The sequence below is a fragment of the Geomobilimonas luticola genome (assembly GCF_018476905.1).
Lineage (GTDB): Bacteria > Desulfobacterota > Desulfuromonadia > Geobacterales > Geobacteraceae > Geomobilimonas > Geomobilimonas luticola.
In genome coordinates this window covers 57,284-73,850 of the sequence record NZ_JAHCVK010000008.1, presented here as the reverse complement: position 1 = coordinate 73,850, position 16,567 = coordinate 57,284, and the positions used below count along the sequence as shown (strand labels likewise).

Genomic DNA, 16,567 nt, shown 5'->3' with positions numbered 1-16,567 from the left:
TTGAATGGAGCGGCGTGGAAACTGAACATTTTGAAAACGGAGCGGTTCGATGGACCTGAAAAAAACCCCCATGTACATCCAAAAAATAGCTACGGCGGTCTGTCGGCGGGACGGAGACTTTTTCCGGCGAAACATCGCCAAGGTGCTCGCGAGACTGAGCGGTACGACCGTTTCCCCCCTCAATCCCTCGTGCACGCTCCAGCTGGTATGTTCCATCCCGTCGGGAGATTCGGCAGGCAGTGATCCGCAAATTTCTGACCATTCCAGCCTGTTCTACTCCATGCATGTCCCCACGTATTCAACGACCGAATGTTTTGCCGATGCACCCGGTCCCTACGCCCCTTCATGGGGAGATGTCCCCGCCGGGACGGGGCAGGCCATGCGCATCGTGCATTACATCTGGGGTCTCGGTCCCGGGGGGGCGGAACGCCAGTGCGTCTACATGGCACGAGGTCAGATGGAGCGGGGGCATCATGTGCAGGTGCTGACCAACTGTCTTTCCGATGAGACGGAAAATCATTATACCCCGTTTCTGGAGCAGGCTGGCGTTCCCGTTTCCCTGTTGGACCTGAGTCTAGGCCATGATTTTTGGGAGAATCTCCCTTTCGAAAAGGCGGAACGGCTCTGCCGGGCGCTGCCTCCCGAGCTTCGCCAGCAGGTGCAGGCCCTGGCGTATGCCTTTGCCAAGCTGAAGCCGGACGTTGTCCAGTGCTGGATGGATTTAAGCAATATTGCGGGAGCGTGGGGAGCTATTCTTGCCGGGGTGCCACGGGTAATCATGGGCTTTCGCAATGTGAGTCCCCCCAATTTCCCCTATTATGAATGGCCGACCTGGCTCTTGGACCAGTACCGCCTGGTGGCCCGCCACCCCAGGGTTTTTCTCCAGGCCAACTCGGTTGCGGGTGCTGTCGACTATGCTGCGTGGCTGGAGGTACCTGTCGAGAGCGTGAGCGTGATTCACAATGGGATGGACTTTGTCGCTACCCCCCTTCCCACCGAACAGGATGTGCAACAACTGCGGGCCGAACTTTCCCTTGCCGCCGATACGCCGGTTCTGCTGGGTGCCTTTCGCCTTGCCCATGAAAAACGGCCCCTCTTCTTCGTAGACCTCGTCGAAAAGATCCGTGAAAAGATACCGAACCTGCGTGTGTTGCATGCGGGAATGGGTCAATTGGAGGAAGAGGTCCGGGCTGAGCTGGAACGCAGGGGACTAAATGACTGCGTTCTGCTGTTGGGGCGTCGAACCGATATACCCACGCTCATGTCCGCAGCCGATGCCCTCATTCTCTGTTCGTCGCGCGAAGGGTTTCCCAATGTGCTCCAGGAGGCCCAGTACTTTGGCTGTCCTGCCGTTGCCTGCGATGTTGGAGATGCGGGGCGTGTCCTGGTCCATGGGGAGACCGGTTTTGTCCATGGTCGCGATGATGTGGATTCCCTTGTGGCTTCGGTGGTGAATCTGCTCACGGATCGTGCTTTGGCCAGGCGAATGGCGGAAGCAGGTCGACAGCGGGCCCTGAAAGAATTTTCGCTGGACAGTTTCATCGAGGATGTAGAGCAATCGTATCGCAAGCTGTTTCCGGGTACGGGCGAACTGGCGAATGCGGCAGGCCTTGCCTTCAAAGCCCCCAAACGTTATACGATCGCCATCCAGCCCGATGAATGGACCCCCCATGCCAACCCCGAGCAGGTAAACAGTTTTTCCCGCCACTGGATCGATTATTTTGAGGCCCAAGGGCATGAAGTGAAGGTTGTGGATGTCTGGTCTTCCGACCTTATGGCGCAACTGCGCAATGTCCATGGTTTCATGTGGAGGTGGGCCCACCTGCGGGGCCACTTTCAGGTGGCAAGACGTATTTTGCCGGTAATCGAGAGGGAGTGGACCATTCCCGTTTTCCCGAGCCAGAAGACCTGTTGGCATTACGATGACAAGGTCTCGCAGGAATTTCTGTTCGAGGCGCACACTATTCCGCGGCCGACAACCTGGATATGGTTCGAGAGAGACCGGGCGATACGCTGGGCCCGTTCCGAGGCAAACTACCCGCTGGTTCTGAAGCTCTCTACCGGTGCAAGCTCCGTCAACGTCATTCTCGTCCATACGGCCGATGAGGCCGTCTGGTGGATCCACCGTTTGTTCAACCAGGGGATCTTCTCGCTTGAAAAACGGAATGGGTCTCTGGAGCAGATAAACAGCACCATTTCCTCCCATGCTACTTCCCTGTTCAATACCGGCTTTGCCCCTGACCCTGGTCCCTATTTCTACGAATACCATAAGGGGTATGTGCTTTTTCAGAAGTTTTTGCCCGACAACGCCTTCGACACCCGCGCAAACATCATCGGCAATCGTTGTTTCGTTTTCCGTCGCCACAACCGCCCCAATGATTTTCGTGCGAGCGGAAGCGGCCTCCTGGATTTTGATCAGAGTGCGATCGATCAGAGATTCATACGGTTGGCCTTTGAAACGGCGCGCAAGCTGGGTACCCAGAGCGTTGCCATCGATGGCATGTACGATGGTGACCGCGTGGTGGTGGGTGAAGTCAGCTATACCTATGTGGCATGGCCTCTTCATGCCTGCGGAGGGTACTGGAGGCTGGACGGTACCCCTGAGTCGGGTGAACTTACCTTCGTCGAGGAACCGATGTGGCCCGGGACTGCACAAGCAATTGATTTTCTCCAACTGCTCGACGAGCGTTGGTCATAAGGTGGATTATCGTAAGATGCTTTGAACGCCCGTTCCGACCAAGGGGAGGAACGGGTAACCGGGAATGGTGGTGCCAACCTGTCATTCCCCACGTGAGAGTAAAGACTTCTATGCGCAATTTGTACATCGAACATCGCCCTGACGCGGCCTATTCCTACGAGCCCCCCTTCCATCCGGGTAGCAGCTACCCCGAATACCCATGGGGGACTGAATGCATTGTGGCATCACCCAACGATGCCTATGACATGGTCCGCGAGACGCTTCATCAGCTCGGCCTCGATGCCCGTAACTTCGATACTCCGGCCTGGAACCCCTTCGGTTCTTTTATTGAGCCCGGCATGACGGTTCTGGTGAAGCCCAACATGGTGCTCAGCTGGCATCCCGGCGGTGACGACCCCAACCTCGACACGATGATCACCAATCCATCGGTTGTCCGGGCCGTGCTGGATTATGTCGCAATCGCCCTGAAGGGGACGGGGACCATTATCGTCGGTGATGCCCCCCTCCAGTCGTGCGATTTCGACAAGTTGATCGCCAGTCGGGGATACGAGTGCATGGGCGATTTTTACGCATCCCGGGGGGTGCAGTTGCGCTATGTCGATTTTCGCCAGGTACGGTCACGTTATAACGACGATGGCATTCTCGAAACTTCCGAAGCGCCGGGTGACCCGCTCGGGTATCTGCTCGTGGACATGGATGGGCAAAGCGCCCACTGCGATGTCCGCAGGCATCGCCACAATTTCCGGGTCACCAATTACGACCATCGCAAGATGCGTCACTACCACACGGTCGACAACGACAGGTATCTCATCTCCGGTACGGCACTTTCAGCCGATGTCATCATCACGATGCCAAAACTCAAAACCCACCGGAAGGCGGGGATGACCGCCTCGCTGAAAAATTTCATCGGCATTATCGGGCACAAGGATTGCCTCCCCCATCATAGGAAGGGATCGCTGGAAGAGGGGGGGGACGAATACCTCAAGGCAAATGGCTTCAAGCGACTGGCGGTATTTTTCGAGGAGTGGTTCAACATTTTCTCGATCGCGAACTGGCACTGGGCTGCACGGCAGGTCCGCAAGGGAATTCACTATGCATGGGGCAAAGCCTGGCAACAGAATACCGATCCCTTCAGCGAAGGGAGCTGGTACGGCAACGATACGATCTGGCGCACTACCCATGACCTGGTGCGTATTGCCCGCTATGCGGACAAAGGTGGAAAGCTGCACGCCGAGCCCCAGCGCACCATATTCAGTTTGGTCGACGCCATCGTCGCCGGTGAGAAGGAGGGTCCGCTGATCGCTTCCCCCAAGCATGCGGGAGTGATTGCTGCGGGTTTCGACCTGCCGGCCCTGGATATGGCGCTCGCAGCCATAATGGGCTTCGACGCGGAAAAGATTCCCACGGTACGCGAGGCGTTTAACAACGCCAGGTATCCGCTCACGTCGTTATCGGTCGACGATGTTGTCCTTGAAGCCGGCAACGGGGAGTGGCGCGGCAAGAAAGCAATATCCTTACCCCGCCGTGCTTCGCTGATGTTCACCCCGACAGCCGGGTGGGCCGGTCATGTGGAAAAGCAGGATTGAGTTGCCACCTTCCCGTACGAGGACCGTTTCATTCCGGACCAGTGGGAGTAGTTCGGCATCAAGGATCGCAACCTGAGGACTGACGAGTAATGGAAAAACTGCGGAACAGGATATGGGACCTGTATGAGGCAAAGGGGCTGCCGCGCCACGTCGCGGCAGGGTGGGCACTGCCCGAGACGGACACCTATGACCTCATGCATGTCCTGACGCAAAAATCTCCCAAAAGGGTTTTGGAGATCGGCTCATACGTGGGCATCACTGCCAATCTCATGGCCAGTCTGCTGCCCGGCGATGTTCGCATCGATGCCATAGATCCGAACCAGCCCCTCAGAGTCGAAGACGGGGTCATGACTCAGACGGAGCTTGGTCTCGCCATGCGACCGTTTGATCTCGGTCGTGCCGTTGCGCAGGATCTTGGCGTCGGACACAAGGTGTTCTGGCATGAGGGGGGAAGTACCACCAGCAAGACCTATGCGACCGAAAACAGCAGCATCGATACAGCCATCACCGTTGTAGGGAATGATGTCTGCAGCGCCCACGGTCCCTTTGATTTTATTTTCATCGACGCGTTGCATTATGAGTCTGCCGTCCGAACCGATCTTGAGCTTGCGGCGCAGTGGCTTGCGCCGGAGGGAATTATAGCCATGCATGACGTGCTCGGCAAATGGGGGAGTCATGTCCGTCGTGCCCTGCATGGATTCCTGGTCGAGCACACAGAATTTACGCTCGAGCATTGTCCCTATGGAGCGTTGAATCATGGAATGGGATTTCTCACCAGAAAAGGGGAGTCCCGCGTCGACCTACAAGTTGCCCCGGCTGAAGCTGAGAAGGGGTTGTGGCAGGGACCGATGGTAGATGCCTGCTGCGCCTGGATTAATGGTCATCTCGACGCAAACCGGATCCTTTTTGTCGGTCCCGATACCCATGGACACGCCGCCACGCTGGCTTCACGGGGGCACGAGGTGACTCATGCGGCCCGCGAGGTGGCGTTTGGCTGCAAGCACCTGCCATGGGACGAACAGGGCCCCCTCCCACCTTTGCCCGAGATGGACCTCTGCATCTGTCTTCATGCTGCTTTGCCTCGATTGGGGGATTCGGAACGTCTGCTCGCGGAGTTGTGTGTGTGTGCGCCACGGGTACTTGTCTCCGCCACGCCACCGGGGGAGTTGGGCGTCGCCCATGACAACGCGCTCCCCTTCCAGCGCTGGGCGCAACTTTTTGCGCAGCAGGGGTATGCCGGCACGGATCTCCCTCTGCAGCATCTGGATCCCTGGCTCTACGCTATCTACAACAATCCTTTCGCGCCAAACAATTCCTACGGGCTGTTCACCTGGCTTTTCGAACGCACTGACCAACCAATCACGTCCCATGCGATTTCGCAGAGTAGTCGCTCAGCTGCCATGGCCCTTGACTCTCTGGCCATGAACAGCATACTCATGGACGCATACAGGCAGATCCGGAATGCCGGCGCGGAATATGAGAACTGGATAGCCTGGAAACGCCAGGCGGACGACAGAGAACTCCAGTGGGTTGAATGGAAGAAGAAAACGGATGAACGGGAATTGGAGTGGATGGAGTACAAGAGACAAGCCGTTGAGAAGGAATCACAGTTGATGCAGGAGCGCGGAAAGCAGAGCGCAGAGAATAAAAAGGGGCTGTTTCGCACAATTTTCAGGTTGCCATAACTATAAACGTTTTCATCAGAAGCTCGGTAGGAGGCATATGTTGTTTGGCATGAATCTTCGAAAAGGAAAGTCCGAGGTCGAGCGTCTCCAGACGCTGCAGGCGGAAAACGCAGCCCTGGCCCGTCAGGTGAACGACCTTGACGAAAGGATGGCCGTTACCAGCGCCACGCTGCGTGATGTCACCGCCCACCTTGCCAACCTCACCAGCTTCACCGAGAGTATGCGCGTGTTCGTGGAGAACATGAACACCTACGTCCTGAACTTGAATGACAATGTCCAATCGCACATTGTAGAGAAGGACGCAGGTCTGGAGGCGATAAAGCTGCTGATGACCACTCGTGAGATGATCTTCCGGTCGCGCTGGCAGGACCAGCCGCAGGCTGTCCTCAGCCGGTTGATGGCTCCCCAGACTTTCGATGAGTATCATGCTCGGCTGCAGGCCCTGCTGCCTGAACACTACCGCTTGTGGTCGGCAGTAAATATGAGCGAACTGACGGAGAACTACCGCAATGACCCTTCCAATAACTGTGGTGTGAGCTCCCGCTACGCTACGCGCCTGTTTGCCGGATTTATCGCCCCCTATCTGCACGGCCGTGTGCTTGATGTCGGCTGCGGTCCCTGGCCGGTGGGCGAATATCTGCTCGGCTACCCGGTGGGACTTATCTCCGGTCTGGACCCGCTTCCCCCTTATGAGCCTCATCCCTTCGAATTCGTACAAGGCTTCGCAGAGTTCTTGCCCTGGCAGGATGACACCTTTGATGTAATTATCGCTGCCACCTCGCTCGACCACACTCTGTCCCTTAATACTGTTCTGGCAGAGATCCGGCGCGTGCTCAAACTCGGTGGATACCTCCTGACATGGGACTTTTTCGACAACAACCTCAATAAGCCCTATCACCCCGAGAATGAACCGCCTGCTATGGTTGACCCCTATCACCTGTTTCACTTTAGCGAGTCCTGGCACGACCCGCTGATGGAGCACAATTTCAACATCCTGGAAAAGTTGAATCTGAATTCCTTTGATCCCCAGATCCATGACTTTTTCCACAGCATGCAGCTAATAAGGAAATAATTGTTCCACATCGGGAAGAATATAGTGAATTGCCGTGGATGATGTACAAGAAATAGAAGGTGCGAAATATAAAGGACTATTCCGCAAAATTTTCGGGTTACCCTAAATGTACAAAGTCGCATTCATATGTCAGCCTGAATATTTCCGTTTTTGCTATGAAAATGCACTGAGTGACGTGTTTGACGTGCATGAGGTACCCTATAATTTTGACATGGAGTATGAAGATCTTTCCTGTCTGGAAGAGATCGATGCGGATTTCAATATATTTTTCCGGGGCGAATTCGTGCCTGAAACGCTGCTGGGGAAGTTGCGGGGGGTGAAGATTAATCTCTCCAGCGAACCTTTTCCGAGATATATCGACAATAAACTCAATTACACGTACGATTCCATTAATAGGTACTTTGCCTTCAGAGAGATAAAACACAAAAAATACGATTATGTCTTTCATTACGATGAGGCTTCATTACCTTTTCTGAAAAAAGACGGCTTGTTGCTGTCTGGTGCGTTCGCCTTTCCCGTTGCAACTGAAGTTTATAAGCCGCTCGAAATAGAAAAATCGTGGGATTTGTTTTTTATTGGGCGAAGTACAAAGCACAGGGAAGAACATTTTTCCTATTTGAAGCATATTTACAATTTCTTGCATATTGCCCACGGAATCTGGGGCCCCCCCCTCGTTGAGTATGTGAACATGTCGAAAATATGTCTCAACATACATGCCGAAAATGAAGTGTCATGGGAACCCCGACTGCAGATGCTGCTAGCATCCGGCGCATTCGTCATAAGTGAAAAAATAACCCCGAATACGCTATTGCGCCCTGGTGTCGATTATGTCGAAATCAGTTCACCACGTGAGTTGCGGAAAGCAGTTGAGTACTATCTGACACATCCGGACGAACGCAAGAGGATTTCCGACAACGGTTTGCAAAGAGTGAAGGATTTGCTTGATGCTAAAGATGTGTTTTCCCGCTTGCTATCTGATCTGGGGGAAAACAGGTACCCGAAGTTTGATTATAAGCAGAGTGATTTCAGAATCTTTTCCGCATTTAGGGTAGCAAAAAGGGTCGTAAAGCGGTTGAGGAGTGTGGGGGATGTATTTCACGTTAAATCCTAAGTACGGTGCGATCGGTGATATAACAAGAATGTATCCGGACGGCATCAGGCTCGATTTGGGATGTGGCTATTATAAGCCGCCTGGCTATGTCGGCATTGATGATCTGCGGGGAGAATCCAGTCAGATTAGCAACGCGGATAATTTGCCGGACATATTCATGGATCTGAATGCTCACCCTCTACCCTTTGACGACAATAGTTGCGTAGAAGTGAGATCATCCCATTTTTTCGAGCACTCGGACCTCAGTCATGTTGTCAGAGAATCACATCGTGTCCTGATTCCCGGGGGAGATCTCACCATAATCATTCCCTATGCCAGTTCGGCAGAAGGATTGTATCCGGGACACAATGTTTTTTTAACGGAAAAATGGTTTTACGAGAATATGGATTTTCAAGATAAGTTCAGGATTGTGGATATTGAGTATTTCCCGTCCGACTATTGGAAGAAGACCATTGCCCGTTTTTTTATACCCTTCAGTTTTGCGCGGACCTTCTTTTTCAATGCATGTTGGCAAATCATGCTTTGTGCAAAGAAAAAATAAACGTTTGGGCGACGGCACATGAGAATTGGTTACATTATTCCGAACTGCGATGTCTCCGGCGGGATTTCAGTCGTTTGCCAGCATGCCAACCGCCTGGCGAAGAGGGGGCACGAGGTCGTTCTGCTTTCCGCGGAAAAAGCCAAGGCGATGGACTGGTTTCCCGACCAGCGGGTACCTGTTGTCGGGCTCGGGGACTGGCAGGGGCACCTGGATGTGCTCGTTGCTACGGGCTGGAGCACCTCTTTTCTGCTTCTGGACGTTCCGGCAACGGTAAAATGTTATTTCGTGCAATCCGATGAGACACGGTTTCACCCTTCAGAGTCGCGATGGCGCCACTTGACGGCACTTACCTATTATCTGGGGGTCAATTATCTCACCGAAGCCAGGTGGATCAAAAAATGGCTGAACGAGACCTTTGGTCACCATGTGGAACTGGTGCCGAACGGTCTGGATCCGGCCGTTTTTCATAAATGCGATCCCCTGGAACCCCGGGGTAAACGGCTGCGAGTTTTGCTGGAAGGGGCGATCAATTTGCCGTACAAGGGTATGTCCGAGGCTTTCGAGGCGGTGCGCCCGATGGATGTGGACGTATGGTGCGTCAGTTCATACGGCGTTCCCCAGCCGGCCTGGCGGTGCGACCGATTCTTCGAACACATGCCCATGCTGGAAATGCGCAGGATTTACTCAAGCTGCGATATCTTGCTGAAACTCAGCCGCGTCGAAGGGTTCTTCGGTCCCCCCATGGAGATGATGGCCTGTGGCGGGGTATCGGTTGTAGGCAGGGTGACGGGGTACGATGAGTATATTGAGGATGGCGTCAACGCGCTTGTCGTTGACCCCGAGGATATCGAAGGCGCCCGTGCTGCCGTGCAAATGCTGATTGACGATGAAGGGTTGCGAAACAGGCTCATAGAGGGTGGAGAGAGGACGGCCGGGCAATGGGAGTGGGAGCGTTCCATTGATATCCTGGAAAAATATTACAGCGACCTGTTATCCAATCCGAAATGTTGGGCGAATAACAGCAGAAGGGCGGAATTCGATAGCAGCATCTGCTACGTCTATGATTTCATGTGCCGGGGGGTGCTGCCGGAGGAGATTGTCTCGAAGGATTCGCTGCAGTCAGTCCCCCCCCATGCCCAGAAACTTGCGGCATATCTGGCCTCAAGGCGTGAGTTCTGGGCCATCTCAGCTGCCGTAAAGTGCGTGTATAAAGCGGTAAAGCGCGTCCGAAGCCTGTAGGCAGTGAGCTGCCGGTTGGCCGTTCAACGGCTGTTTGACCGCTTCAGGGATGGTTGGTGGCATAAGAGGGTCCTATTCCATGACAAAAGGGGAGTCATGTTCCATTCTTTTGGCCACGTGTAACGGCGCTGCATATTTACCGGCGTTACTCTCCTCATTTAACGCGCAAACGTGCAGGCCGGGGAGACTGGTCTTGCGCGATGACGGCTCGGAGGATGCAACTCTGGATATGCTGCGTAAGTATCGCGCTGCCTGTCCGGACCTGGTAACCATCATCGAGGATAATTGCGGCAGGCTTGGGACGGCGGGCAATTTCACGAATCTGCTGGGACATGCCGACTCAAACTATATTCTTTTCTGCGACCAGGACGACGTTTGGCTCCCGGGCAAGATCGAGAAAACCCTTTCTGTCATGGCAGCGGCCGAAGACCGGTACGGCTCGGACACCCCCTTGCTGGTCCACTCCGACCTCAGCGTTGTTGACCGCGACCTGCAGCCAATCGCCCCCTCATTCTGGAAATACCAGAAGCTCAATCCACAGGTAGGTATCTCCCTGAATCGCTTGCTGCCGCAAAATGCCGTGACCGGTTGCACGGTGATGATAAACCGCCCCTTGGCCAGACTTGCCGCTCCCATACCCCGGGATGCCATCATGCACGACTGGTGGCTGGCGTTGGTTGCTGCCACTTTCGGCAAAATCGTGTATCTAGACGAGCCGACCGTTTTATATCGCCAGCACGGGGGGAACAGCATCGGCGCCAAGCGGTGGGGTTTCAGGAGAATTCTTGCACAAGCGCAAAGCACTCAAGAGGTTCGAGCATCAATGCTGAGAACAATGAAGCAAGCTCAAGCCCTACTGGATCGCTATCGGGACCACATGACCCCCAGTCAGATAAAGCTGGTTGAGTCCTATGCGCACCTTCCTTATATGTCGAAAATAGAGCGTGTAAAAACAATGTTTAAATACCGGTTTTTCAAACACGGCACAATTCGTACCATTGGATTTCTTGCAAACCTGCTCGCCCTTGATCAAGCAGCCTCTTGATGTTTGCCCTCTGTCTCCCCCTTAACTTCGCAACGAATTCCCATCACCTCATCACTCCTTCCCGACTCAAATAATAGATGAGTTGCAGTCCCCCGACCTATCGCGGTAATGCTCTGATAGGAGGAAAACAGTACGACTATTATTCATGGTATTGCGTAAAAGTCTTGACTATTATGCAAAGCGTGGAATAATAGTCGTCATGAAGCGATACCTTTCCGACACTATTCATTCCGACCTGGGAAAGAAAATGGTGCTGCTGACCGGTCCGCGCCAGGTTGGGAAAACAACTCTGGCCAAGGAGCTGATGGCAGGCTATCAACGACCACAGTATCTGAACTGGGATGTTGTCGATGACCGGCGGGTCCTGATTGCGCAGACGTGGAGTCCCCGGCCTGATCTCCTTGTGTTTGACGAAATTCACAAGATGTCAGATTGGAAGTTGTTCCTGAAAGGTGTTTTCGACGGACGGACGCCGGGGCAGGCTATCCTGGTCACCGGGAGTGCTCGCATGGAGACATTTCGGCAATCGGGTGAATCCTTGGCGGGCCGCTATTTCCAGGCCCGCCTCCATCCATTTTCCGTACGCGAATGGGTCGAGATGACCGATGCCAGGCCGGGCGATGCTCTTGACCGCCTGATTGAGCGGGGCGGCCTGCCGGAGCCGTTCCTTGCCGATGAGGCGCTTCAGGCAGAGCGCTGGCGGCAACAGTACTTTACTGACTTGGTCCGCGAGGATGTGCTGGAATTTTCCCGGATTCAGGAGATCAGGGTCATGCGCCTGCTGGTCGAGTTACTGAGGGGGCGTGTCGGTTCGCCTCTTTCCGTCGCTTCCCTTGCCCGTGACCTTCAGATTGCGCCGAATACGGTTGCCCGATACCTTGAGATTCTGGAAGCTCTGTACGTTATTTTTCTGGTGCGGCCGTATCACCGGAATGTTGCGCGGGCAATCCTGAAAGAACCCAAAGTGTACTTCTTCGATACAGGCTATGTTCTTGGGGATGCGGGCATTAAATGGGAAAACGCCTGCGCTGCGATGTTGCTCAAGCACATCCAGTTTGAACAGGATGTCCTGGGTAAATCGTCCACGCTCCATTATCTGAGAACCAAGGACGGTGCTGAGGTTGATTTTGTGCTGTGCGAGAACAGCAGTCCCAGCCATCTGATTGAATGCAAGCATGCTGATAACAGTCCAACTCCCGCCCTTATCAGGTTCGCCGGGCTGTTCCCTGAAGCGCAGACCCTCCTGCTCGTCCGCGAACTGCGGCAGGAAGAATACCGCCGCCCGGTGTCTATTGTGAAGGGGGCGGAATGGTTGGCGGAGCTTGCGGCGTGAAATGTGCCCTCTGTATCCCCACTCTCAATGCTGCCGCAACGGCACAGGCGTTTCTTGCCGCACTGAACGGTCAGTCATTCGCTGAATTCGAGCGACTGCTCGTTGATTCCTCCTCCACGGACGGTACCCCGGAACTTTTTGCCGCTGCCGGTTTCCGCGTCCACACCATTCCCCGCACTGAGTTCAACCACGGTGCCACCCGCCAACTCGCTGTTGATCTTTGCCCGGATGCGGATATCATCATCTTCATGACCCAGGACGCAATTCTGGCCCATTCCAGTTCCCTGCAACGTTTGGTTGATGCCTTTGACGACCCCCGTGTCGGGGCGGCTTACGGTCGCCAGCTTCCGGCGAAAGGCGCGACACCTGTTGCCGCCCATGCCCGCCTGTTCAATTATCCGCCGGAATCCCACATGAGGGGCACGGCGGACATCCCGCGCTGGGGGATAAAGACCGCCTTCCTCTCCAATTCGTTTGCAGCATACCGGCGCGAAGCGCTACGGGGGGCCGGCGGTTTTCCGTCCGACGCCATTTTCGGCGAGGATACCTGGGTTGCCGCCAGAATGCTGCAGGCCGGCTGGACGATTGCTTACTGCGCCGAGGCGCAGGTGCGGCACTCGCACAGTTATTCGATGGGGGAGGAGTTTCGCCGCTATTTCGATATCGGTGTGTTCCATGGGCGTGAAGAATGGTTCCTGGGGGGACTCGGCAGGGCGGAGGGTGAGGGGAAAAAGTTTGTCGTTTCGGAATTTAAATACCTCCTCGGCACTGCGCCATGGTATATTCCTTCTGCCTTGTTCCGTACGGTGCTGAAATTTGCCGGCTACCGGCTCGGTCTTCAGGAAAAATACCTCCCCGACTGGCTCAAAAGAAGGGTGAGTCTGAACAGGTTGTTCTGGGGATAGCCGTTTACGACGGGATAGCCATGATAAAAAAACACCAGCGTCTCTTCAATATCATGCAGGTCTCGCTGGACGCCCTGTCACTTCTGGTCGCCTACACGGGAGCCATTGTCTTCAAGCTGAACATTACCGGTTTTGCCGGATTCGGGTTCGTGTATTACTGGGGCGCCCTCTGGATGGTCCCCCTGCTGCTGGTCGTGTACCATTTCATGGATGTGTACTCCCCCATGCGGAGCCGCATGTACCGCAAGGAGGTGCTGATGATCGTACGGGCCCATTTCATGGGGATCGTGACGATCTACAGTGTTCTGTTTCTCAACAAGGATATCCAGTATTCCCGGGAAGTCTCGCTCCTCTTTGCACTGTCGGGCCTATGCCTGATTCTCGTGGAGAGATATTTCGTCCGCAAGACCCTGCGGTATCTGAGAAAAAAGGGGTACAACCAGAAGCACCTGCTCATTGTCGGGGCTGGGCCCGTCGGTGTCGAGTTTGCCCACAAGGTTAACGCGCACCGTGATTTTGGTTACAATGTCATAGGCTTTCTCGATGACGACGAATCGAAACAGCAGGGTAAGGTAGTTGGCAAGCCGGTTATGGGATGTTGCTCTCTTCTGCCGCGCCTCCTTGAGAACCGCTCCATTGACGAAGTGGTGGTTGCCCTGCCGCTCAATGCTTATGGCAAGTACGGGGGAATTGTCGATGGATGCGAGAAGGCAGGGGTTCGGGTTCGGATCATACCGGACTACAACAAATACCTTCCCGGCAGCCCGGTGATAGAGGAATTCGACGGCATTCCTCTTCTGAACATCAGAAAGATACCCCTTGATGATCCCTTTAACAGGTTTGTGAAACGGACGTTCGATCTGGCCGTCTCTTCCCTTGCCTTACTGATCACCTCTCCGGTAATGATCGTCATTGCTGCCGGCATAAAGCTGACCTCGCCGGGGCCGGTGTTTTTCCGCCAGAGCCGTATCGGTCTGAACAACCGCCCATTCGACATGCTCAAGTTCCGCTCCATGTGTGTTGCCGACGATGCCAGGGCGGCGACCACCTGGACGACCCCCAATGACCCGCGGAAGACGCAATTCGGTTCGTTTCTGCGCAAGACCAGTCTGGATGAACTTCCCCAGTTCTTCAACGTGTTCACGGGGAGTATGAGCGTTGTCGGTCCGCGACCGGAGCGCCCTTTTTTTGTGGAGCAGTTCAGGGAAGATGTCCCTAAATACATGGTGAAACACCAGGTCAAGCCGGGCATTACCGGGTGGGCCCAGGTCAACGGCTGGCGTGGCGATACTTCCATCGAAAAGCGTATCGAGTGTGATATCTATTACATAGAAAACTGGGACCTGCTGTTTGACGTGAAGATCATGTTCCTGACGGTGTTCAGGGGACTGATCAACAAAAACGCATACTGAGTCGGGAGGAATCATGATAAAGAGCATGACCGGTTACGGCAAGGGGGAGGTGGTTGCGCCCCACGGCCGGATAAGCGCGGAGATCCGGTCGGTCAATCACCGGTACGGGGAGATATCCGTCAAGCTGCCGCGGGGACTCATGGCCTTTGAGAACGAGGTGAAGAAATGCGTCGGTGAACGGCTCAAGCGGGGGAAGATCGAGGTGTTCGTGCAGCGGGAAGGGGTGCTGGATGCAGCAGCCCGGCCGACGATCAATCTCCCCCTGGCCCGGGCCTATTTCGAGGCGCTGGGCGAATTGCGCGACACCTTGGGTCTGGCCGAGCCGGTCAGTCTGCAACTGGTTGCCGGGCAACGGGATGTGCTGACCACGGGTGAGAGCGAGACCTCTGCCGAAACGTTGCAGGCGGAGCTCTTGGCTGCGGTGGAACAGGCAGTCGGGGCGCTGGAGGAGATGCGGTCGCGGGAAGGGGATGCGCTTCTTGCCGATCTGCGGAGCCGGCGGGAGAACCTGGGCGCCCTTATAGCCAGGATAGGGGGACGGGCTCCGGTGGCGGTAGCAGATAGCGCGGCGCGGCTGAAGGAGCGGGTGGCCCAGCTCCTGGCCGATACCCCCCTCGACGAGGGGCGGCTTGCCCAGGAAATTGCCATCATGGCCGACCGGAGTGATGTCACGGAGGAACTGGTGCGCTTCGACAGCCACCTGCAGCAGTTCGACCGGGCGTTGCAGCTGGCGGAGCCGGTGGGACGCAAGCTGGACTTTCTCCTCCAGGAGATGAACCGGGAGGTGAACACCATCGGGTCAAAGGGGGGGGATGTTGAGATAACCCCGCTGGTGGTGGAATTGAAGGCTGAGCTGGAAAAGATACGGGAACAGGTGCAGAATATCGAGTAAAAACGGGAAACGGGAAACGGGTGCCGGTAAAGATTCATACTGGTCCCGGTTCCCTGGTCCCCGGTCACTGGGGTTACCATGAAACGTGAAGGCGTGCTCTACATCATTTCGGCACCGTCGGGCGCCGGCAAAACCACGCTGTGCAAGGAAGTCATTGACATTTTCCCGAACCTGCGGCATTCTGTCAGCTACACGACGCGCTCCCCGCGCCCCGGCGAGGTCCACGGGACCGACTACTTTTTCGTCTCCACCGGGGAGTTCCGGAGGATGGTGGCGGAGGGGGAATTTGCCGAGTGGGCCGAAGTGCACGGCAACCTGTACGGCACTGCCATCAAGACCTTGGAGGAGTATCGCCGGAACGGCGTAGACGTCATACTCGACATCGACTGCCAGGGTGCCCGGCAGCTGAAAGAGCGCTTCCGGGGTGGTGTTTTCATCTTCATTCTCCCCCCCAGCTACAACGAACTGCGCCGCCGCCTCGACTGCCGCAATGCGGACAGCGAGGAGGTCATCGCGCGACGCCTGCAGGGGGCGGCTGCGGAGATACGCGAATCCCGCTGGTACGATTATATCATCGTCAACGATGTGTTCAGCACGGCCGTGGAGGAGTTCAAGTCGGTCCTGCTGGCGGAGCGGTGCCGGACCTCCCGGGTGCTGGAGGCGGTGTCGGAGTTGTTTGATGTTCAGGGATCAGGGACTTAGGGATTAGGTGGTTTACGAATTACGGGTCCCGGCCTTTAAGAAAGGAGTAACAATGGCAAGGGTAACGGTAGAAGATTGTCTGGAGAAGGTGGATAACCGGTTCCTGCTGGTGATGCTGGCATCGAAACGGGTGAAGCAATTGTACAAGGGGGCAAAGCCCCTCATCGACAACCGCAGCAACAAGAACGTGGTCCTCTCCCTGCGGGAAATCGCCGCCGGGAAGGTCAGTTACGAAATTACCTCTCGAAAGAGCCGTTAATTTCTGCGGCATAATGGGGCTGGAGCGTAAACGCTTCCGCCCTTTTTTTGTCTTTAACACGGCAAACAGCCGAACGCGGTTCATATC

General features: G+C 55.3%; 14 protein-coding genes. All 14 read left to right on the top strand.

The window, feature by feature from the left end; translation table 11 throughout:
• The first annotated feature begins 49 nt into the window (after positions 1-49).
• The 14 genes from KI810_RS14165 to rpoZ all read left to right on the top strand — a co-directional run bounded on the left by KI810_RS14165 (position 50) and on the right by rpoZ (position 16,480).
• Positions 50-2,698, top strand: a complete 2,649-nt coding sequence (locus KI810_RS14165) for a glycosyltransferase (RefSeq protein WP_214176218.1) — start codon at positions 50-52, stop codon at positions 2,696-2,698.
• Between the two features lie 110 nt (positions 2,699-2,808).
• On the top strand, positions 2,809-4,284 hold the full coding sequence (locus KI810_RS14160) for a DUF362 domain-containing protein (RefSeq protein WP_214176217.1): 1,476 nt from the start codon (positions 2,809-2,811) through the stop codon (positions 4,282-4,284).
• Positions 4,285-4,373: 89 nt separating this feature from the next.
• Positions 4,374-5,969: an O-methyltransferase gene (locus tag KI810_RS14155; RefSeq protein ID WP_214176216.1), complete on the top strand. Its 1,596-nt coding sequence runs from the start codon at positions 4,374-4,376 to the stop codon at positions 5,967-5,969.
• Between the two features lie 37 nt (positions 5,970-6,006).
• Complete coding sequence (locus KI810_RS14150; protein WP_214176215.1) at positions 6,007-7,041, top strand: class I SAM-dependent methyltransferase; 1,035 nt, start codon at positions 6,007-6,009, stop codon at positions 7,039-7,041.
• A gap of 106 nt (positions 7,042-7,147) precedes the next feature.
• Complete coding sequence (locus tag KI810_RS14145) at positions 7,148-8,152, top strand: glycosyltransferase family protein (protein ID WP_214176214.1); 1,005 nt, start codon at positions 7,148-7,150, stop codon at positions 8,150-8,152.
• Entirely contained in the window at positions 8,130-8,693 is a 564-nt protein-coding gene (locus tag KI810_RS14140) for a class I SAM-dependent methyltransferase (protein WP_214176213.1), read from the top strand. The genes KI810_RS14145 and KI810_RS14140 overlap by 23 nt, the downstream gene beginning before the upstream one ends.
• 18 nt (positions 8,694-8,711) lie before the next feature.
• Entirely contained in the window at positions 8,712-9,932 is a 1,221-nt protein-coding gene (locus tag KI810_RS14135; RefSeq protein WP_214176212.1) for a glycosyltransferase family 4 protein, read from the top strand.
• A 49-nt stretch (positions 9,933-9,981) separates the two neighbouring features.
• Positions 9,982-10,977, top strand: coding sequence for a glycosyltransferase family 2 protein (locus KI810_RS14130; protein ID WP_343213510.1), 996 nt, complete (start codon positions 9,982-9,984; stop codon positions 10,975-10,977).
• A 199-nt stretch (positions 10,978-11,176) separates the two neighbouring features.
• Positions 11,177-12,310, top strand: coding sequence for an ATP-binding protein (locus KI810_RS14125; protein WP_214176210.1), 1,134 nt, complete (start codon positions 11,177-11,179; stop codon positions 12,308-12,310).
• Positions 12,307-13,215, top strand: coding sequence for a glycosyltransferase family 2 protein (locus KI810_RS14120; RefSeq protein WP_214176209.1), 909 nt, complete (start codon positions 12,307-12,309; stop codon positions 13,213-13,215). The genes KI810_RS14125 and KI810_RS14120 overlap by 4 nt, the downstream gene beginning before the upstream one ends.
• A 20-nt stretch (positions 13,216-13,235) precedes the next feature.
• Positions 13,236-14,627, top strand: a complete 1,392-nt coding sequence (locus KI810_RS14115) for an undecaprenyl-phosphate glucose phosphotransferase (RefSeq protein WP_214176208.1) — start codon at positions 13,236-13,238, stop codon at positions 14,625-14,627.
• 13 nt (positions 14,628-14,640) lie between these two features.
• On the top strand, positions 14,641-15,519 hold the full coding sequence (locus KI810_RS14110) for a YicC/YloC family endoribonuclease (RefSeq protein WP_214176207.1): 879 nt from the start codon (positions 14,641-14,643) through the stop codon (positions 15,517-15,519).
• Between the two features lie 78 nt (positions 15,520-15,597).
• A complete protein-coding gene (gmk, locus tag KI810_RS14105; protein ID WP_214176206.1) occupies positions 15,598-16,221 on the top strand; it encodes a guanylate kinase in 624 nt (207 codons plus the stop codon).
• 52 nt (positions 16,222-16,273) lie between these two features.
• Positions 16,274-16,480, top strand: a complete 207-nt coding sequence (rpoZ, locus tag KI810_RS14100; RefSeq protein ID WP_214176205.1) for a DNA-directed RNA polymerase subunit omega — start codon at positions 16,274-16,276, stop codon at positions 16,478-16,480.
• Positions 16,481-16,567 lie beyond the last annotated feature (87 nt).